Raw genomic sequence first — 19,652 nt, forward strand, 5'->3', positions numbered from 1 at the left:
GTGCGGGGATGTTCCCTGCGATCGAGCCGTACGCACGCGGATGGGTAGAGAACCCGGAGCGAGACAGCATCTACTGGGAGACCAGCGGCAACCCGGACGGCGTTCCCGTCCTGTGGCTGCACGGAGGCCCGGGTTCCGGTCTCGGGTCCGGCGGCTACCGCAAGCGCTACGATCCCGACGCGTTCCGGCTCGTCGGCATCGACCAGCGGGGATGCGGCCGGAGCACCCCCTCCGTCGTGGATGCGCTCGACCGCCTGCCCGCGAACACCACCGAGGGTCTGATCGCCGACATCGAGCTGGTCCGCGCAGAGCTCGGCATCGACCGGTGGGTCGTGACGGGCGGATCGTGGGGGTCGACGCTCGCGCTGGCCTACGCGCTGGCGCATCCCGAGCGGGTGACCGGGATCGTGCTCGGCGCCGTCACCACCACCGGCCGCGACGAGGTCGACTGGCTCACGGAGACCATGGGACGCGTCTTCCCCGAGGCCTGGGAGGCGCTGGAGCGGTCGTCGCACCGGCGCCCCGGCGAGCGCGTCATCGAGGCCTACGCCCGAGTGCTCGCGACCGGCACGCTCGAGGAGCGGATCGCCGCGGCCGACGCTTGGGACGACTGGGAGGCGACCCATGTCTCCCTCGACCCGAACGCCGTTCCCGGTCCGCTGCACACCGATCCGGCGCAGCGGCTGGTCTTCGCGACGCTGGTGACGCACTACTGGGCGAACGACGGCTTCCTGCCCGGCGACCGCGCCATCCTCCGCCGGGTGGAGGAGCTCGCGCACATCCCGGCGGTGCTCATCCACGGCCGCCACGACGTCAGCGGGCCCGTCATCACGCCGTGGCTGCTGCACAGGAAGTGGCCGGCCAGCCGGCTGATCGTGGTCGAGAGCGAGGGCCACGGCGGTCCGCAGTCCTCGGAACTCATGGCGGAGGCGATCTCCGGCTTCGCGCGCTGATCGCAGCAGAATGGGACGCGTGACCACCGAATCCACCGCCTCCCCCGTCTCGGATCTGACGGCCCTCGCCCGGCGCGCCATCGCCCTGGCACCGGCCGAGGGCCGGGTGATCGTCGGTGTCGCGGGCAGCCCCGGCTCGGGGAAGACGACTCTGGCGCGCCGCGTCGCGCGCCGCATGGACGAGCTCGCCGGCGCGGGAACCGCGGTCCACCTCCCGATGGACGGGTTCCACCTCGCCAACGCGACGCTCGACGCCCTGGGGCGGCACGACCGCAAGGGCGCGATCGACACCTTCGACGGCTGGGGATTCGTCGCCCTGCTCGGGCGCGTGCTGACCGAGACCGGCAACCCGGTCTACGCGCCGGCGTTCGAGCGGACGGTCGACGAACCGGTGGCGGGCTCCATCGTCGTGCCGCCCGCCGCGCGGGTCGTCGTGGTCGAGGGGAACTACCTCCTCGTCGACGCGGAGCCCTGGTCGCGCATCCCCGACCTCCTCGCCGAGTCGTGGTTCGTGGCGACCCCGGAGGCCGAGCGGTTGCGGCGGCTGGTCGATCGGCACACGCGTCACGGCCGCACGCTCGAGGCGGCGACGGCCTGGGCCCGGGATGTCGACGGCGCCAACGCGGTCCTCATCGAAGCGTCGAAGGCGCGCGCCACGCTGGTCGTCGACGGCACCACCGGACTCCCAGCCGCAGGCGCTTAGCCTGGAGCAATGACCTCTCCGACCGCGTCCTTCGACCGCGTGACCGTCTTCGGCGCCGACTGGTGCCGCGACTGCATCCGCTCGAAGTCCCTCCTCGACCGCCTCGGCGCCGACTACGAGTACATCGACCTCGTCGCCCGCCCGGAAGAGGCCGACCGTGCCCAGCAGATCAGCGGCCGCACGAACATCCCGGTGATCGTCTTCCCGGACGGCCGCCACCTGGTCGAGCCGACCGACCCCGAGCTCGAGGCGGCCCTCCGCGCCTGACGAGGGCTGACTCCATTCATCGTCGGGACTGCGCAATCCCATCCACACCACCTGTTGGACATCTGACTCGGCGGGGCGTTGAGTGGCGGATATGGAGTACACACACCTGGGCCGGTCCGGCCTGAAGGTCTCGCGCCTCGTCCTCGGCACGATGAACTTCGGTCCGCAGACCAGCGAAGAGGATTCCCACCGGATCATGGATGCCGCGCACGATGCCGGCATCAACTACTTCGACACCGCCAACGTCTACGGCCAGCACAAGGGCCGCGGAGCCACCGAGACGATCGTCGGCAACTGGTTCGCCCAGGGCGGCGGCCGCCGCGAGCGCACGGTGATCGCCACCAAGCTGTATGGCGACATGGGCGACTGGCCGAACGAGAACCGCCTGTCGGCGCTCAACATCCGTCGCGCCCTCGACGCCAGCCTGCAGCGCCTGCAGACCGATTACATCGACATCTACCAGTTCCACCACATCGACAGGGACACCCCGTGGGATGAGATCTGGCAGGCGATCGAGACGGCCGTCGCGCAGGGCAAGATCCTGTACGCCGGGTCGAGCAACTTCGCCGGCTGGCACATCGCGACGGCTCAGGCGGAGGCGCGCAAGCGCAACCAGCTGGGGCTCGTCAGCGAGCAGTCGATCTACAACCTCCTCACCCGCCAGGTGGAGCTGGAGGTGCTGCCCGCCGCCCAGGCGAACGGCGTCGGCGTCATCGCCTGGTCGCCGCTGCACGGCGGCCTCCTCGGCGGGGTCATCCGCAAGCACAACGAGGGCAAGCGCCGGCTCGAAGGCCGCTCCGCCGAGACGCTCGAGAAGCACCGCGACGCGATCGAGGCGTACGAGGATTTCGCCGCCCAGCTCGGACACGAGCCGGGCGACCTCGCCCTCGCCTGGCTGCTGACCCGGCCCGGTGTCACGGGCCCCATCATCGGGCCGCGCACCCACGAACAGCTCGACGGCGGTCTGCGCGCGCTCGACATCCACCTCGACGAAGCCGCGCTCGCGCGACTCGACGAGATCTTCCCGGGCCACAAGACGGCCCCTGAGGACTACGCCTGGTGACCCCGGGCACAACGAAGACGAAGGAGAACGAGTGAAGACACGTACTATCGGCGACGTCCAGGTCTCGGCCATCGGCCTGGGCGGGATGCCCATGTCGATCGAAGGACGCCCCGACCGCGAGCGTTCGATCAAGACCATCCACGCGGCGCTCGACGAGGGCATCACCTTCATCGACACCGCGGACGCGTACCATCTGCACGCGGACGAGGTCGGTCACAACGAGGAGCTGATCGCCGAGGCGCTCCGCACGTGGACGGGCGGGGACGCCTCCTCCGTGCTGGTCGCCACCAAGGGCGGGCACCTGCGCCCCGGCGACGGCTCGTGGACGCTGAACGGGCATCCGGACTACCTCAAGCAGGCCGCGAAGGAGTCGCTCCGCCGTCTCGGCGGCGACGCCATCGGCCTGTACCAGTTCCACCGGCCCGACCCCGAGGTCCCGTACGCCGAATCGGTGGGAGCGATCCGCGACCTGCTGGACGACGGCGTGATCCGCATGGCCGGCATCTCGAACGCGAACCCGCAGCAGATCCGGGAGGCGCAGGAGATCCTGGGCGGCCGGCTGGTGTCGGTGCAGAACCAGTTCTCGCCCGCGTTCCGCTCCAGCGAGCCGGAGCTGCGCCTCGCCGATGAGCTCGGCATCGCGTTCCTGCCGTGGAGCCCGCTCGGCGGCATCACCTCGGCGGGCGACCTGGGCAGCCGGTTCGAGCCGTTCAAGGACGTGGCAGACGCACGCGGCATCAGCCCGCAGGTCGTCGCGCTCGCGTGGCACCTGGCGCAGAGCCCGCACGTCATCCCCATCCCGGGATCGTCGCGCCCCGAGACGATCCGCGACTCCGTCACGGCCGTCGACGTCGAGCTCACCCCCGAGGAGCTCGAGCGCCTCAACGCCGCCTGACCCGCGCCTCACCCACTCTCGGCTCCTGAGTTTTTCGCCCGCGCACGCGCTGCCGGGCGGAAAAACTCAGGAGCCGGCGGTGGCGGGGGCCAGGGCCACCGGGTCGAGCTGGGCGAGGAACGCGGAAGCCGCCGGGCTCGGCTGCTCGGCCATCGCGACCGCGACGGTCCACACCGGGGCGTCCTGGAGCCGGACGGCGCGCAGGGCGTCCGGACGTTTGCGCGCGAAGCTCTCCGGCACGACCGCGACACCCAGGTTGTAGCCGACGAGGTCGAGCAGGGGATGCACGTCGTTGACCTCCATCGCCGCCCGGTAGTCGAACCCGGCGGCGGCGAACGCGCGCCGGCTCAATGCCTGAGCACCCCAGCCGTCCTGGAAGCCGACGAGCGGTTCCCCGCGCAGGGCCTCCAGCGGGATGCTCTGCTCGGCGGCGAAGGGATGCTCCGGGTGGCAGAGCACGAGCATCTGCTGCGTGCTCAGCGGCCGAAGGTGCACTCCGGCCGGCGTGTGACCGGTGTCCACGACGAGGGCGACGTCCGCTCGGCCGCCGGCCACCTCATCCACCAGCTCCTCCGAGCCCGAGTAGCGCAACCGCACCTCGACCCCCGGGTTGGCGGTGCGGAAGGCGGCGAGCTCTGCGGGCAGGTCGACCGAGCCGAGGCACGGTTCCGCCCCGATCGTCAGGCGGCCGCGCACGAGTCCGCGCACCGCGGCGACGGCGTCGCGCGCTGCGGCCGCACTCGCGAGGGTGCGCACCGAGTCGGCCAGCAGCGCCTGACCGGCGGCGGTCAGCTCCACGCGGCGGGTGCTGCGGATGAACAGCGACGTGCCCAGCTCCTGCTCGAGCGAGCGGATGGATGCGGACAGTCCGGACTGGGAGATCCGCAGCAGTTCGGCCGCGCGGGTGAAGTGCCGCTCTTCGGCGACGGTGACGAAGTGCTCCAGCTGCCGCAGTTCCATTGTGCGATCGTACTGCTGAATCCCGCATGCCCGATACGCGGGGTCGATGCCCGCACGAGCGTCAGGCGACCGAGGCCTCCCTGGTCGCGTCGGCGCCGGGGATCCCGTCGAAGCGGAACGTCCGACGGAACCGGTCCACCAGGCGCCGGTCGCCGGTCTCGACGTCGAGCGGCGGCAGCTCACCACCGAGGAGGTCGCCGAGCCGCTCCCGCTCGACGCGGAACTCCAGCACATCCTCCGGCGGGGCGATCGCCACCCGTCGCTGGGGTTGCGGGAGAGCGTCGGGACCGACGTCCATCACGTCGAGGTCACCGGCGGCGACCACGGCGCTCACGGAGGTCTCTCCGGTGTGGATGAGGTACTCGGTCGGCGGGAACTCCCCCGCGACCTCGCCCCGGAAGGCCGCCCGCAGGGTGACCGCGAGCGCATCGGCCGTCAGCACTTCACCCTCGGCCGGTTCGCCGGGCGCCGCCCATCCCCAGCGCTCGAGGGCGAGCACGACCGGTTCGAGCTGACGGCCGAGCGGCGTCAGCTCGTACCCGCCGCGCACGGTCGGGACGCGGCGGATGATGCCGGCCAGCTGCAGTTCTTTCAGCCGGTCGCTGAGGATGTTGGTCGGGATCCGCGGAAGGCCCGCCTTGAGGTCGCTGTAACGGCGCGCGCCGGCGAGCAGGTCGCGGACGATGAGCAGCGCCCACCGTTCCCCGACCCGCTCCACCGCGCGCGCCACGCCTCCGGCCTGGCCGAAACCGCGGGGCGCCCGAGCCGCCATCCGGGAGGCCGTGTCAGGCCTGCGCCGGAGCGTCGGCCGCGTGCTCGGCCATGTACGCCTCCGGGCCCTTCTCCACGGCCTCGGGCGCCATGTAGAGGTAGGAGAGGTTGTTGCCGTCCGGGTCCTCCAGGTCGCGCGAGTACATGAAGCCGTAGTCCTGCGCCGGCCGCGGCTCCGTGCCGCCCGCTTCGAGGCCGCGGGCGACGATCGCGTCGACGTCCTCGCGGGAGTCCTGGCTGAGGGCGATGGTGGCTCCGGTCTGGGTGGCCGGGTCGATGATCTGCTTGTCCGTGAACGTGGCGAGGAACTCGCGCGTCTGGACCATGAAGTAGATGGTGTCGCTGAGGACGACGCAGGCCGCGTTGTCATCCGTGAACATGGGGTTGATGGTGTACCCGAGAGCCTCGTAGAAGGCCTTCGCGCGCTCGAGGTCGCTCGTCGGGAAGTTGACGAAGATGTTCGTTGCCATGGTGTCCTCCGGTCGTCGGTGTGGCACTAGCTTGCTCTTTGCAAGTTCACTTGTCAAGAACAAGTAAACGGCGCGAGCGCAGTTTGTGGATCGCCTCCCTGATCTCGCCGACCAGCGTGACCGACCCCGCCGCCTCCGCCGCTTCCAGCGCGTCAGCCTGTGCGGCATCCGCTCCGGAGAACCACGATGCGACCGTCACGCCGTGGCCGGGCCGCGAGAGCACCTCGATGCGGTCTCCCGCTCCGATGCCGCCCGACTTCACCACCGAGAGGTACGCCCCTGGGCGGCCCCGCTCGGTGAAGCGCTTGACCCACTGCGGCTCCTGCATCCGCCGCTGGAAGGTGGCGCAGGGCTCCCGGGGGCATGTCACCTCGACGACGACCTCGTCGCCGATCCGCCAGCGCTCCCCGATCTCCGCGCCGTTCACGTCGATCCCGGACGTTCGCAGGTTCTCACCGAAGAGCCCGGGCGGGATGGGGCGGTCGAGCTCAGCGGCCCAGTCCTGGGCGTCCTCGTCGGCGTACGCGTACAGCGCCTTCGACGCCCCTCCGTGGTGCTTGCGGTCGGCCTGCACGTCGCCGTGCAACCCGAGCGGCCGCACCCGCAGCCGCTTCTCCACCGGCCGCTTGTCGATGGCCGTGACGCCGATGGTCCCGCTGTCGGGGAGGAGCTGCTCGACCCGGCACACCGCAAGAATCTCTGCCATCGCCCCAGTATCCCAGCCGCCGCGCGCGAGCCCCGCGGTCGCACTCACCGCACCCCGCGCATGAGCCGCAGCACCCACGGACTCAACAGCGCCAGCACCACGCCGATCGCGATGGCGATGCCGCCGATGATGCTGAAGTAGATGCCTTCTGGCACGGTCGTGAAGAGCTTGCCGAGCTGGCCGGCCATCGCCGTCCCGAGCGCCACCGAGAGGAAGTACAGCGCCACCATCTGCGCCTGGAACGACCGCGGCGCGAGCTTCGTGGTGACCGAGAGCCCGGGAGGCGAGATCAGCAGTTCGGCGACCGTGAAGACGAAGAGGATGCCGATGACGGCGAGGAGCGGCGTGCTGTTCGCGCCACCGCCGGCCCAGAACAGGAACAGGAAGAAGGCGAGACCCATGAGTACCGTCCCCGCCGCGAACTTGATCGGCGTCGACGGCTGCTTCTCGCCCCACTTCGTCCAGATCGCCGCGAAGACGCCCGAGAGCACGATGATGAAGATCGGGTTGATCGACTGCACCCACGAGACCGGGAACTCCCAGCCGAACAGATTGCGGTCGAGCCGCTTGTCGGAGTAGATGGTCACCACCGTGAACTGCTGCTGGTACAGCGTCCAGAACGCCGCGTTGGTGATGAACAGCGGGATGAACGCGAACAGCCTGCTGCGCTCGTCGGCGCTCAGGAGCTTCGAGCCCAGGATCACGACGAAGTAGGCGATCGCGGCCACGATCGTCACGCCGATCACCCACAGCGCCAGATTGGATGCGTTGATCAGCCCTGTCAGCACCAGCACGACGATCACGACGAGCCCCGCGACGCCGACGCCGATCATCAGCGGGTACCGCGAGCGCTCGAGGGGATGCGGCACGTGGCGCGCCTCATCGGGGAGGCGCTTGCGGCCGAGCGAGTACTGGATCAGCCCGATGGCCATCCCGACCGCGGCGAGCGCGAATCCCCAGTGGAACCCGAGCGTCGACTGCAGCAGCCCGGTCAGCAGCGGCCCGGCGAAGGCGCCGAGGTTGATGCCGAGGTAGAAGAGGGAGAACCCGGCGTCGCGCCGCGGGTCCTTCTCGGAGTACAGCGTCCCGACGATCCGGGTGGCGTTCGCCTTCAGCCCCCCGCTTCCCAGCGCGACCAGGAGCAGACCGACGAGCACCCCGGCGACGCCGGGGAGGACGGCGAGCGAGATGTGCCCCGCCATGATGACGACGGCGCTCCAGAACAGCACGCGCTCCGACCCGAACAGGCGGTCGGCGAGCCAGGCTCCGAGGATGGTGGAGAGGTAGACGGCGCCGCCGTAGGCGCCCACCACGCCGGTGGCCGTCGCCTCGTCGATGCCGAGGCCGCCGCGCTCGGCCGAGTAGTAGAGGTAGATGAGGAGGATGCCCTGCATGCCGTAGAACGAGAACCGCTCCCACATCTCCACGCCGAAGATGTTGGCGAGCGACCGCGGCTGGCCGAAGAAGCCGTGGCTGCTGTCGTCGCGTCGGTCCTGGGCGGTGTCCGTTCTGCTCATGGCGCCCATGCTCCCACCGTCGATCGCGCTGGTGAACGCCCGACGCCGCATCGGTGGACAACCGTCGTCGCGCCGCCTTTGTGCACAGAGACGCACAAAACGATCGCTTCTCTGGCTTATGCGCAACGATTCACCATAAGCTCACCCCGTGGACAATCTCGATCGCAGCATCCTCGACCTGCTCCGTCAGAACGCCCGGGCGGGATACGGCGACATCGGCTCCGTCGTCGGGCTCTCGGCCTCGGCCGTGAAGCGCCGTGTCGACCGCCTGGTGGCCGACGGCGTCATCCGGGGGTTCACCATCCAGGTCGATCCGGCGATCGATGGGATGAGCACCGAGGCGTACGTCGAGCTGTTCTGCCGCGGGACCGTCTCGCCGGAGGAGCTGCTGCGCATCCTGTCGGCCGTTCCCGAGGTCGTGGACGCAGGGACGGTCACCGGAAGCGCCGACGCGATCGTCCACATCCGGTCGCGCGACATCCCGAGCCTGGAGGCCGCGCTGGAGAAGGTGCGGCTCGCGCCCAACGTCGACCACACCCGCAGCGCCATCGTGCTGTCGCGCCTGATCAACCGCGGCCACGCCTGAGCGTCGCGAAACTTCAAGACCGCGCCGCCCGAGGGGATGAGACTGGCGGCATGAGTACGACAGCACGCGCAGACATCCACATCGACGCGTCCCGCGACCGCCTGTGGGCGGCCCTGACGGACCCCGACACCATCGCCCGCTACCTGTTCGGCAGCCGGGTCACCACGGAGTGGACGAAGGGAAGCCCGATCGTCTACCGCGGCGAGTGGGAGGGCGAGCCGTACGAGGACAAGGGCACGATCCTGGAGATCGTCCCCGGCGAGCGCCTGGTCACCAGCTATTACAGCCCGCTCAGCGGCAAGCCGGACGTCCCCGACAGCTACCAGAACGTCTCCTATCTGCTCGCGGACGACGGCGACGGCACCCGCGTGACCATCACGCAGGACGGCTGCGCCGACGAGGCGGAGGCCGAGCGGTCGAGCGGAAACTGGCGCATGGTGCTCGACAGTCTGAAGTCGGTCGTCGAGCACGGCTGACCGTCTCCTGCGAGAACGTTCAGCGCTGCGACCCGGCGCGAGGGCGCCATCCGAGCACCGGCACGGCGAACAGTGGCACGATGGGCGCATGAAACTGCTCGTTGTCGAAGACGATCCCGACATGGGAGGCCTCGTCGAGCGCGGTCTGGCGGCCGAAGGGTACGACGTCACCCTGGTCACCAACGGCGTCGACGCTCTCATCGCCCTGCGCAGCGACGCGTTCTCCGCCGCGGCCATCGACGTCATGCTCCCCGGCATGAGCGGCTTCGAACTGTGCCGCCACATCCGCGAGGCGTCCAACCCGATGCCGATCCTGCTCCTGACCGCCCGCGACGCCATCGAGGACCGCGTGCACGGCCTGGATTCGGGGGCCGACGACTACCTGACGAAGCCGTTCGCGTTCGCCGAGCTCGCCGCCCGCGTCCGCGCGCTGCTGCGCCGCGAGCCGACAGGGATGCGGCCGCAGGTGAGCGTCGGACGCCTCACCATCGACTCGCACGAGCACCAGGCGCTCGTCGCCGGGCACGAGATGCCGCTGAGCCGGCGGGAGTTCACCCTCCTGCGCCTGTTCGCCACGAACCCGGACAAGACGCTGTCGCGGTCCGACATCCTCGAATCGGTGTGGGGCACGACCGAGAACATCGGCACCAACGTCATCGACCAGTACGTCTCCTATCTCCGGAAGAAGCTGGACGCGGCGGGCGCCGGGCTGAACATCGTCACCGAGCGTGGCCGCGGCTACCGCCTCGATGCCCGCAATGCGGTCGACACCAAGCGCGCGACGCCGGGAGGCGACGCCGTCCCGAGCGGCCACGACACCGCAGCCACGCCGTGAACCGGCTGCGGCGCCTGTCGATCACGGCGCGCATCACGATCGGAAGTCTGATCGTCGCCGCGCTGTTCGGGTTGGTCGCCGTCGTCATCATTCGGGTGGGCGTGTCGTCCATCCTCCACAACGCGACGGTCACGCTGCTGAGCAATGATGTCGCCGCGCCGGTCGAATCGCTGCCGTCGAAGCCCACGGGGCCGTTCGACCTGCCCGGCGGCGGCCAGGAGCTGGCCATCGTCGCGGAGGACGGCACGATCCTCGCCTCGACCATGCCGCAGGCTCTCGAGGACCGCATCGGACGCCTGATCGATCAGGGCCGCGAGCCTCAGGAGGTGCAAGTGGGAGACGACCACTATGTGGTCCTCTCCCGGAGCGTCACGACCTCTTCCGGCGTCATGCACGTCGTCGCCGCGCGGAACGACGAGACGACCGCGCTCATCCTGGACCGGCTCACGGCCGCACTGCTCGCCGGCGCCGGCGTTCTCATCCTCGCCTTCGGCGCCGCGTCCTGGCTGCTCGCCCGGGCGGCGCTGCGACCGGTGAGCCGGATGCGGGAGCAGGCGGACCGCATCGCCGGATCGACCCCGGAGGTGGCCGGGCTGCTGACCGTCGGTCCCGCCCAGGACGAGCTGTCGGAGCTCGCGACCACGCTCAACGACCTCATTCTGCGCCTGCGGGCCTCGGCCGAGCGCGAACGTCAGATGGTGTCGGATGCCAGCCACGAGTTGCGCACGCCGCTGGCCGTGCTGCGTGGGCAGCTGGAGCTGGCCGAGCTGGATGCGGGTGATCCCGACGCGCTGCTGAGCGACGTCCGCGCGTCGCACGCGACGGCGATCCGCCTGGCAGCGCTGGCGAACAACCTGCTGGAGCTGTCGCGGATCGAGGCAGGCCCGTCGAGCGGTCGCATCGACTGGCGGACGCTGGTCGACGAGCTGACGGATGCGATCGACCGGGCGCGGCTCTTGGTGAGCAGCGACGACGAGGCTTCGGGCGTCTCGGTGGACTTCGAGTACGACCCGCGCCGGCGGCCGGACCCCGAGGCACGCGTCGCCCTGTCTCCCACGGATTTCGGTCGCATCCTCGACAACCTGCTGGCGAACGCGATCATCGCGATCCGTTCGTGCGGCGACGGCCGACCGGAGGCGACGGTCGTCGCTTCGCTGTCGCTCTCCGAGGGGACGGACGGCGTCGACTCGGTCGTGCTGACGGTCCGGGACTCCGGTCCGGGGATGCCGGAGGAGTTCATCCCCGTTGCCCTCGACCGCTTCACGCGCGCCGACGGCGCCAGGACGGGACAGTCGGGCGGTGGGCTGGGGCTCGCGATCGTCGGCGCGCTGGCGGGCGCTGCCGGCGGGCGCGTCCGTCTTGCGAACGCGGAACCCCACGGCCTCACCGTGACGGTGACGCTGCCCCTGCGTCGCGACTGACCGTCAGTGCCCGGACCGGTCGGAGTCGACTCCGGCGTCCGGCCCCTTGTCGAGCGTGTCGAGCGCGCTCAGATCGTCCGCGTCGAGCTCGAAGTCGAACACCGCGAGGTTCTGGGCCATCCGCTCGGGATCGCGCGACTTCGGGATGGCGACGAGCCCGTTCTGCACATGCCAGCGCAGCACGATCTGGCCGGGGGTGCGGCCGTGCTTGTCGGCCAGCCGGGCGAGGACCGGCTCGGCGAGCAGGTCGCCCGTGCCCCCGATGGGGCTCCAGGACTCGGTGACGATGCCGTGCTCGCTGTCGTAGGCGCGCTGCTCCCGTCGGGGGATGGCGGGGCTGAGCTGGATCTGGTTGACGGCCGGTGTGACGCCCGTCTCGGCGATCAGGCGGTCGATGTGCGCCGGCTTGAAGTTCGAGACCCCGATTGCGCGCGCCTTGCCCGCTTCTCGCAGCCGGATGAAGGTCTCCCACGTCGAGACGTACTGGTCGCGTTTCGGCAGCGGCCAGTGGATGAGCAGGAGGTCGACGTAGTCGAGCCCGAGCCGCGCCAGGCTGTCGTCGAGGCCGCCGACAGCGCGATCCTCGCCCTGGTACGTGCCGTCGAGCTTGGTGGTGACGAACCAGTCCTCCCGGGCGAGCCCGCTCCTCGTGAGGCCGCGACCCACGCCGACCTCGTTGCCGTACTTGACGGCGGTGTCGACGTGCCGGTAGCCGAGCTCGGCGGCCGCGACGATCGCCTTCTCGACCGCGGCGTCGTCCAGCGGCCAGGTGCCCAGGCCGATCTGCGGGATGCTGCCGCCGCCGTCGAGGGGCAGGGAGGGGATCGAAGGGGTCATGCCGGTCACAGTACGCGCGCTGCCTTCCACTCGGGTGTCGTCGGTGATGTCCGAAATCGGTGATGTCGGGGTCGGGGATGTCAGAGGAGGCCGTCCGACAGGTGCGTCGGATTGCCGAAGCGGTGGTTCGTGATCGAGATGGCCTGCTCGTGGAGGAACGTGAGCACCTCCACCCGGCCCGACGGCGTCACGGGCCCGCTGTACACGGCGACGTCGGGGCTGCCGCCCAGCGCCGTCGCGAGCGCGACCGGGTCTCCTCCGATGAGCCGGATGCGATGCGCCGGGATGCGGCGCGCCCGCACGCGGGAGAGCCAATGCGCATCGGACTCGACCACGACCTCGATCTCCCGCTCGCGCAGGAGTGCGTGCATCCCGCGCGGCAGCTTCACGGGCGTGCTGACCGAGAAGGGCGAGCGGGCGACCGTTGCGGCCGCCATCACGCGCAGGAGCTCGGGAAGCGAGCTGCCCTCCGAGAGCCGGATGGCCACGGGGACCGGCCGGTAGCGGAACAGGTTGCGTTCTACGCCGAGTCCGGAGACGTCCGTGACGCGGTGGTACTCGGTCGCGACGGCGATGGCGTCGCTCAGGGCGGACCGCCGGACGAGGTCGAAGGAGGGGTAGTCCATCGACGACTGTCCGGACTCGATGAGGTCGGAGACCCGTGTCTCCAGCCCACGGAGGTGCAGGCTCGAGCTCGAGTGCCCCGCTTCGGGGACCCAGTTGCCGAGCCCGAACAGATAGTTCGGCCCTCCGGCCTTGGTGCCCGCGCCGACCGAGGACCGCTTCCAGCCTCCGAACGGCTGCCGCCGTACGATCGCTCCGGTGATCCCGCGGTTCACATAGAGGTTTCCGGCCTCGACGGTGTCGAGCCAGAGGGCGAGCTCATCGCTGTCGAGCGAGTGCAGACCGGCCGTGAGTCCGTACTCGACGGCGTTCTGGTACCGGATGGCCTCCTCCAGGTCACGCGCCGTCATGACTCCGAGGACCGGTCCGAAGAACTCGGTGAGGTGGAAGTACGAGCCGGGCTGGACGCCAGTACGGACTCCCGGGCTCCAGAGCCGCCCGGAGTCGTCGAGCCGACGCGGTTCGACCAGCCACTCCTCGCCTGCGCCCAGCGTGGTCAGCGCGTGGAGCAGCTTCCCCGACGCCGGCTCGATGAGCGGCCCCATCTGGCTGGTCGGGTCGTGCGGGTACCCGGCCCGGAGACTGGTGACCGCATCCACGAGCTGGTTCCTGAATCGTTCCGACCGGGCGACGGAGCCGACGAGGATGACGAGGCTGGCCGCTGAGCACTTCTGGCCGGCATGGCCGAAGGCGCTCTTGACGATGTCGGAGACCGCCAGGTCGTAGTCGGCGCTCGGGGTCACGATGATGGCGTTCTTGCCACTGGTCTCGGCGAGGAGGGGGAGGTCCGGACGCCAGGAGCGGAACAGCTTCGCCGTCTCGTACGAACCGGTGAGGATGACCCGGCCGACCCGGCGGTCGGCGATCAGCTGCTGCCCGAGCTCGTTCTCGGCGACGTCGACCAGGGCGAGCAGCTGGCGGGGGATGCCCGACTCCCACAGCGCTTCCACCATGACGGCGGCGGACCGCCGCGCCTGCGGTGCCGGCTTGATGATCACGCCGCTGCCTGCGGCGAGCGCCGCGAGGACCGACCCGGCCGGAATCGCGACAGGGAAGTTCCACGGCGGGGCGACGACGGTCAAGGCGCTCGGAACGAACTGCGCACCCTGCACCGCATCCAGTTCGCGAGCGCGGGTGGCGTAGTAGTGCGCGAAGTCGACCGCCTCGCTGACCTCGGGGTCGGCCTCCGCGATGGTCTTCCCCGTCTCGGCCGCCATGACCTCGATCAGGCGGTCGCGGTTGGCCTCGAGAGCGTGCCCGGCGCGGTCGAGCACCGCCGCGCGCTCGTGCCCGGAGCGCGACCCCCACTCGCGTCCCGCCTCCGCGACCATCCCGAGGATGGCGTCGAGACGACCGGCGTCGCGGACGGCCGCATCGTCGATGGTCTCCTCGCCGATCGTCGAAGCGGCGGAGCGGACCAGAATGCGCCGGCCCCAGGCGCGGTTCGCCGCACGCGACGGGTCCGTGTCCGGAGCGTTGTGGAAGTCGCCGGCCTGCTCTGTCGGGACCGCCGCCGGCGCGGCCTCCGCCGGCACAGCCCCCGCGGGTGCGTTCGGCGTCGGCAGCTCGATGCCGCCGGATCCGCGGGTCAACCCGAGCACCACGCTGGTGAGCCCCTGCTCGTCGGTGGCGGCGGGTGTGACCGGAGCGGGCGCGGGCGGACGGGTGAAGGAGGGCGCGGACGCTTCTTCCCACTCGCGCGTTCGGTCCTGCTGCCGGTTCGGGACGGGCGCGGTTCCGCGTGGCCCCGCGTCGGCCTCCAGCTCGGCGACGGAGGCCAGGAACCGCTGCTTCTCGCGCTCGAAGAGCTCGGGGTCGGAATCGAGCTGGAACACGGCGGACATGAAGTTCTCGGGGCTGGCGTTCTCCTCCAGGCGCCGGATGAGGTAGGAGATCGCCACATCGAACTCGCGCGGATCGACGACCGGCGTGTACAGCAGGAGGCCGCCCACCGTCCGCTCGACCGCCTCCGCCTGCGCGGTGGCCATCCCGAGCAGCATCTCGAAGTCGATCCGCCCCGTGACCCCGCGCTTCTGTGCGAGCAGCCACGCGTAGGCGATGTCGAAGAGATTGTGCCCGGCGACGCCGATCTTCACCGCGTCCGCGTGCTCTGGCGTCAGGGCCCAGTCCAGCACGCGCTTGTAGTTCGCGTCGGTCGACTGCTTCGTGCCGTACGGGGCGAGCGGCCAGCCGTGGATCGCGGCATCCACCCGCTCCATCGCCAGGTTGGCGCCCTTGACCACGCGGATCTTGATGGGCGCCCCGCCCTGCGCCCGCCGCCGGGTCGCCCACTCGGTGAGCGTCTGCAGCGCGTCCAGGGCGTCCGGCAGGTAGGCCTGCAGCACGATGCCGGCCTCGAGCCCGAGTAGCTGCGGCTTGCCCAGGATGCCGGTGAAGACCGCCATCGTCAGGTCGAGATCGCGGTACTCCTCCATGTCGAGGTTGATGAACTTCGGCGTCGGCGAGGCGGCGGCGAGCTCATACAGAGGAGTCAGCCGCTCGACCACGCGCTCGACCGTCTCATCGAACGCCCACATCGACAGCTGCGAGGCGATCGACGACACCTTGATGGAGACGTAGTCGACGTCGTCTCTGGCCAGGAGGGTGCGGGTGCCTTCGAGGCGCCGGAGCGCCTCCTTCTCGCCGAGGACCGCCTCGCCGAGCAGGTTCAGGTTGAGACGGGCACCGGGACCGCCGGACGGATCCGGCGACCGCAGCCGGGCGATCGCGGGGCCCAGCTTCTCCGGGGTCGCATCCACCACCAGATGCCCCACCATCCGGCGAAGCACGCGGCGGGCGATCGGGATCACCACCCACGGCAGGACCGGACCGAACACACCGCCCAGCCAGATCGCGAACCGCATGTACCACGGCAGGAACGCGGGGATGCGCTTCGCCACCCGCTGCAGGTTGTAGCCCGCGACGAACAGGTCCTGCGGGCGGGCGACGCCGTCGACGAAGCCGACCGCGAAGTCGAGACCGTCGGGGTCGCTGAGCACCCCCGCGAGTCTCTCGGCGGCGGGATCCTGGCGGGGCGAGGAGCCGTCGGCCCCGCGCGCGCTCTCGGCGAGCCAGCGCTGCACCAGCCCGACCGCCTCGTGAGCGATCGTCGCCGGGCGCGCCTCGGCGCCATCCGTTGTGTCGACCATGATGACGACACTATTACCCGGCGCTGGGCGGCCCCGGAAGCGAACTGAAGATGTGGAGAACTGACCGTTCTCCACCGCGGCTAGAGTCGATTCCATGACCGACCGCTCCCCCTCGCCGTCCGCTGCGACCCACGACATCGTGATCGTCGGGGGCGGGCACAACGGCCTCACCGCAGCGGCGTACCTCGCGCGCGCAGGCAAGTCCGTCATCCTGCTCGAGCGACTGGATGAGGTGGGCGGCGCCGCGGTCAGCGCCCAGGCCTTCCCCGGGGTCGAGGCACGCCTCTCCCGGTACTCCTACCTCGTCAGCCTGCTGCCGCAGCGCATCATCGAGGATCTCGGCCTCGACATCCGGCTGGCCCGCCGCCGCTACTCCTCGTACACGCCGGTCCCCGGCGATCCCGACGGCGCCGGACTGCTGATCGACAACACCGACGCCGCGGCCACCGCCGCGTCCTTCACCCGGGTCGGCGCGGCCGAGGACGCCGAGGCCTTCGACGGCGTCTACGAGAGCACCGGCGAGCTCGCGCGCGCCCTCTGGCCCACCGTGACCGAACCGCTGCTGACGCGGTCCGAGGCGCGCGCGCTGGTCGGCGACGACGAGCTGTGGCAGGCACTGATCGAGCGCCCGATCGGCGAGTTCATCGAGGCGCGCCTGCAGAGCGACCTCGTGCGCGGCGTGGTGGCCACCGATGCTCTCATCGGAACGTTCGCCAGCCTGGGCGACCCGGGCCTCGCTCAGAACCGCTGCTTCCTCTACCACGTGATCGGCCAGGGCACCGGGGAATGGGACGTCCCGGTCGGCGGGATGGGCGCCGTCACCGGCGAGCTCGCCCGCGTCGCACGCGAGGCCGGCGCGCGCATCGTGACCGGAGCCGAAGTGACCAGGATCGATCCGGACGGAACGGTCGAATACCGCCGTAACGGGCACGAGCGCAGCGTGGTCGGCCGCCACGTTCTCGCCAACGTCGCCCCCGGGGTGCTCGATCGCCTGCTCGGCGAACCGGCCGATCCGCCTGCGCAGAAGGCGGAAGGTGCTCAGGTGAAGGTGAACCTGCTTCTGAAGCGGCTCCCCCGCCTCCGCGACGAGGCGATCGACCCGAAGGCCGCGTTCGGCGGCACCTTCCACATCAACGAGACGTACACGCAGCTCGAGGAGGCCTACGCGGGCATGACCCGCGGAGTGATGCCCGAGCTCCTCCCCTGCGAGATCTACTGCCACACCCTCGCCGACCCCAGCATCCTGGATCCCGAGCTCGCCGAGACGGGCGCGCAGACCATCACCGTGTTCGGCCTGCACACCCCCGACCGCTGGCTGACGGACGAGAACAACGATGCGACCCGCCAGCGGCTCCAGGATGCGGTGCTCGCCTCCCTGAACTCGGTTCTGGCCGAGCCGGTCGAAGACCTGCTGCTGACGGACGCGGACGGCAACCCGTGCATCGAGACCAAGACGACCCGCGACCTGGAGCAGGCGCTGAACATGCCCGGCGGCAACATCTTCCACGGCCCGCTGTCGTGGCCGTTCGCCGAGGACGACGACCCGCTCGACACCCCCGCGCAGCGCTGGGGCGTCGCGACGCGGCACCCGCGCATCCTGCTGTGCGGTTCCGGAGCCAGACGGGGCGGCGCGGTGAGCGGGCTCGGCGGACACAACGCCGCGATGGCCGTGCTCGAAGGCTGAGAGCACTCGCAAAGCGCCCTCTGCCGTTTCCGGGCGAGCGTGACTAGTGTGTGGATCACCAGAGGCTGAGCCGACGGAGGTCACGATGATGCCGCAGCCGACAGGAAGACTGGTCCGCAAGGATGACGGGGTCTACCTCGTCCTCGACCGGATGTTCAAAGCGCCGATCGAGGAGGTGTGGACCTTCTTCAGCCGCTCGCCGCGGCTCTCCGAATGGCTGGGCGAGTACAAGGGCACCGGGTCGACCGGAGCGGTCAAGTTCCGCATGACCGTCGAGGGGGACGACCCCGACTGGCAGGACGTCTCCGTGCTGGAGTGCTCGGCGCCGCATCGGCTCCATGCGGACGTCGGAGCTGCCGGCGCATCCCACCGGATGTTCGTGCATCTCAGCGAGGCGAGCGGTCACACCACCGTCACGGTCGGCCGGCGGTTGCGCTCCCTCGTGGAGGAGGCCGATGCCGGGCCGCGCTGGGACTACTACCTCGATCGCCTCGTCGCCGTGCACGATCACAAGCCGCTCCCGGAGTGGAGCAGCTACGGCCCCGCGATGGCGGAGCACTACCGGACGCTGTGCCGGGAGCTCGACCGCGACCTGCGATCCGAGCACTCCGCCGCCCGCGCGGAGACCGCCGGCTGACGTCGACCGCCGGCTGACGTCGACCGCCGGCTGACGTCGACCGCCGCTCAGTGCCAGCGGTGCTCCTGCAGCGTCACGCGCGGGCCGCGTCGCTGGAAGCGGAAGCCGCTCGCGAAGATCAGCCGCACCACGCGCTGCCGGTGTCCTGCCCAGGGCTCCAGCAGCTCGAGCATCCCGTCGTCGTCGACCCGCCGGCCGATGAGCGCCTCGCCGACCTGATGCGCGAGGTGGTAGTCGCCGACGCTGACCAGATCGGGGTGGCCGTGGGAACGCTGCAGCGTCTCCGCCGCCGTCCAGAGGCCGACACCGGGGATGGTCTGCAGCACGGTCTCGGCGTCCGCGAGGGTCGCCGCCCGCTCGGTCGCGCGCTCGAGCGACGGTGCGACCGCCAGCACCGCCTGGATCGCGCGGGCACGCCGCGGGTCGACCCCGGCGCGATGCCACTCCCACGACGGGATGCCGCGCCACTGCTCCAGCGTCGGCGTCACCCGCATCCCCTCCGGGGCGGGCCCCGGCGCCGGCTCGCCGTACCACCGGAGCAGGCGCGACCAGGAGCGGTAGGCCTCGATGCTGGTGACGCGCTGCTCGATGATCGCCGGGATCAGTGCCTCGAGCATCCGGCTCGTCCGTGCCAGCCGCAGGCCGGGATTGCGGTGCAGACTGTCGCGGAGCAGCGGGTGGCCGCCGACGTCGAGCCCCGACCAGTCGTCGTCCCGGCCGAGCAGGGCGGGCACCGCCCCGATGGCCCACTCTGCTCCCGGCCCCCATGCGGCGGCGGAGACGGCGCCGTCGGCGGACGGACGGTGGATGCGCAGAGTCGCCGCGCCCAGCGGCGTGCGCCAGGTGCGCCACATCCCCCGCAGGTCCCACGTCGTCGTGGGGTCGTATGGACCACGGCCGAGCGGTGCGAGCGTTCCCGCGAGATCGAGCCGCCCCGCGGGCCGATACACCGTCTCGGCATCGGGCGCCCGCGCCGCGGACGGAGCCGTCGCGCCCGCCGCTGAGGCGCGGGCGGAGGGCAGGACGGCGGACATGCTGGCATGCTACGTCACCCGCCTGACAACGGCTCGTCGGGAAGATGGGGTTCCCTCATGTCGG

19 protein-coding genes are annotated in these 19,652 nt (G+C 70.8%); 11 read left to right on the forward strand and 8 right to left on the reverse strand.

Annotated features, from left to right (window positions below):
- Positions 1-8: 8 nt before the first annotated feature.
- The 5 genes from pip (at position 9) to BLW09_RS17060 (ending at position 3,881) form a co-directional block, all read left to right on the forward strand.
- Complete coding sequence (gene pip / locus BLW09_RS17040) at positions 9-953, forward strand: prolyl aminopeptidase (RefSeq protein ID WP_231946930.1); 945 nt, start codon at positions 9-11, stop codon at positions 951-953.
- A gap of 10 nt (positions 954-963) precedes the next feature.
- Positions 964-1,656 carry a nucleoside/nucleotide kinase family protein gene (locus BLW09_RS17045; RefSeq protein WP_089915526.1) on the forward strand — a complete coding sequence of 231 codons (693 nt, stop codon included), beginning with the start codon at positions 964-966 and terminating at the stop codon, positions 1,654-1,656.
- 9 nt (positions 1,657-1,665) lie between these two features.
- Positions 1,666-1,923 (forward strand): glutaredoxin family protein, encoded by a 258-nt coding sequence (locus BLW09_RS17050; RefSeq protein WP_018189228.1) that lies wholly within the window; start codon positions 1,666-1,668, stop codon positions 1,921-1,923.
- Between the two features lie 91 nt (positions 1,924-2,014).
- Positions 2,015-2,986, forward strand: a complete 972-nt coding sequence (locus BLW09_RS17055) for an aldo/keto reductase (protein WP_089915529.1) — start codon at positions 2,015-2,017, stop codon at positions 2,984-2,986.
- 31 nt (positions 2,987-3,017) lie between these two features.
- Positions 3,018-3,881: an aldo/keto reductase gene (locus tag BLW09_RS17060; protein ID WP_089915532.1), complete on the forward strand. Its 864-nt coding sequence runs from the start codon at positions 3,018-3,020 to the stop codon at positions 3,879-3,881.
- Positions 3,882-3,947: 66 nt separating this feature from the next.
- Here BLW09_RS17060 and BLW09_RS17065 read toward each other — a convergent pair whose 3' ends face one another.
- The 5 genes from BLW09_RS17065 to BLW09_RS17085 form a co-directional block, all read right to left on the reverse strand.
- Positions 3,948-4,841 carry a LysR family transcriptional regulator gene (locus BLW09_RS17065; RefSeq protein ID WP_089915535.1) on the reverse strand — a complete coding sequence of 298 codons (894 nt, stop codon included), beginning with the start codon at positions 4,839-4,841 and terminating at the stop codon, positions 3,948-3,950.
- A 61-nt stretch (positions 4,842-4,902) separates the two neighbouring features.
- Positions 4,903-5,613: a winged helix-turn-helix transcriptional regulator gene (locus tag BLW09_RS17070; RefSeq protein WP_089915538.1), complete on the reverse strand. Its 711-nt coding sequence runs from the start codon at positions 5,611-5,613 to the stop codon at positions 4,903-4,905.
- Between the two features lie 13 nt (positions 5,614-5,626).
- Positions 5,627-6,082: a VOC family protein gene (locus BLW09_RS17075; protein ID WP_089915540.1), complete on the reverse strand. Its 456-nt coding sequence runs from the start codon at positions 6,080-6,082 to the stop codon at positions 5,627-5,629.
- A 46-nt stretch (positions 6,083-6,128) separates the two neighbouring features.
- A complete protein-coding gene (locus BLW09_RS17080) occupies positions 6,129-6,788 on the reverse strand; it encodes an MOSC domain-containing protein (protein ID WP_089915544.1) in 660 nt (219 codons plus the stop codon).
- Positions 6,789-6,832: 44 nt separating this feature from the next.
- Positions 6,833-8,314 carry a peptide MFS transporter gene (locus tag BLW09_RS17085; RefSeq protein WP_089917058.1) on the reverse strand — a complete coding sequence of 494 codons (1,482 nt, stop codon included), beginning with the start codon at positions 8,312-8,314 and terminating at the stop codon, positions 6,833-6,835.
- Between the two features lie 139 nt (positions 8,315-8,453).
- Here BLW09_RS17085 and BLW09_RS17090 point away from each other — a divergent pair, with 139 nt between their 5' ends.
- From BLW09_RS17090 to BLW09_RS17105, 4 genes are all read left to right on the forward strand, one after another.
- Complete coding sequence (locus BLW09_RS17090; RefSeq protein WP_089915549.1) at positions 8,454-8,891, forward strand: Lrp/AsnC family transcriptional regulator; 438 nt, start codon at positions 8,454-8,456, stop codon at positions 8,889-8,891.
- A gap of 50 nt (positions 8,892-8,941) precedes the next feature.
- Positions 8,942-9,367, forward strand: a complete 426-nt coding sequence (locus BLW09_RS17095) for an SRPBCC family protein (RefSeq protein ID WP_089915552.1) — start codon at positions 8,942-8,944, stop codon at positions 9,365-9,367.
- Between the two features lie 88 nt (positions 9,368-9,455).
- Positions 9,456-10,202 (forward strand): response regulator transcription factor, encoded by a 747-nt coding sequence (locus BLW09_RS17100; RefSeq protein WP_089915555.1) that lies wholly within the window; start codon positions 9,456-9,458, stop codon positions 10,200-10,202.
- On the forward strand, positions 10,199-11,623 hold the full coding sequence (locus BLW09_RS17105) for a sensor histidine kinase (RefSeq protein WP_089915558.1): 1,425 nt from the start codon (positions 10,199-10,201) through the stop codon (positions 11,621-11,623). Before BLW09_RS17100 ends, BLW09_RS17105 begins: the two co-directional genes overlap by 4 nt.
- A gap of 3 nt (positions 11,624-11,626) precedes the next feature.
- On the opposite strand, the gene BLW09_RS17110 is transcribed toward BLW09_RS17105, so the two are convergent.
- Together BLW09_RS17110 and BLW09_RS17115 are read right to left on the reverse strand one after the other, a co-directional pair.
- On the reverse strand, positions 11,627-12,460 hold the full coding sequence (locus tag BLW09_RS17110; protein WP_172824243.1) for an aldo/keto reductase: 834 nt from the start codon (positions 12,458-12,460) through the stop codon (positions 11,627-11,629).
- A gap of 80 nt (positions 12,461-12,540) precedes the next feature.
- Entirely contained in the window at positions 12,541-16,233 is a 3,693-nt protein-coding gene (locus tag BLW09_RS17115) for a proline dehydrogenase family protein (RefSeq protein WP_089915564.1), read from the reverse strand.
- 94 nt (positions 16,234-16,327) lie between these two features.
- Between BLW09_RS17115 and BLW09_RS17120 the strand changes: the two genes are divergently transcribed.
- Positions 16,328-17,917 (forward strand): phytoene desaturase family protein, encoded by a 1,590-nt coding sequence (locus BLW09_RS17120; RefSeq protein WP_089915567.1) that lies wholly within the window; start codon positions 16,328-16,330, stop codon positions 17,915-17,917.
- A gap of 85 nt (positions 17,918-18,002) precedes the next feature.
- A complete protein-coding gene (locus BLW09_RS17125; RefSeq protein WP_089915570.1) occupies positions 18,003-18,554 on the forward strand; it encodes an SRPBCC domain-containing protein in 552 nt (183 codons plus the stop codon).
- 47 nt (positions 18,555-18,601) lie between these two features.
- Here BLW09_RS17125 and BLW09_RS17130 read toward each other — a convergent pair whose 3' ends face one another.
- The gene (locus tag BLW09_RS17130) at positions 18,602-19,588 is read right to left on the reverse strand and encodes a DNA-3-methyladenine glycosylase family protein (RefSeq protein WP_172824245.1); all 987 of its coding nucleotides are present in this window, start codon (positions 19,586-19,588) and stop codon (positions 18,602-18,604) included.
- Between the last annotated feature and the right edge of the window lie 64 nt (positions 19,589-19,652).

The sequence above is a fragment of the Leifsonia sp. 21MFCrub1.1 genome (assembly GCF_900107895.1).
GTDB lineage: Bacteria > Actinomycetota > Actinomycetes > Actinomycetales > Microbacteriaceae > Leifsonia > Leifsonia soli.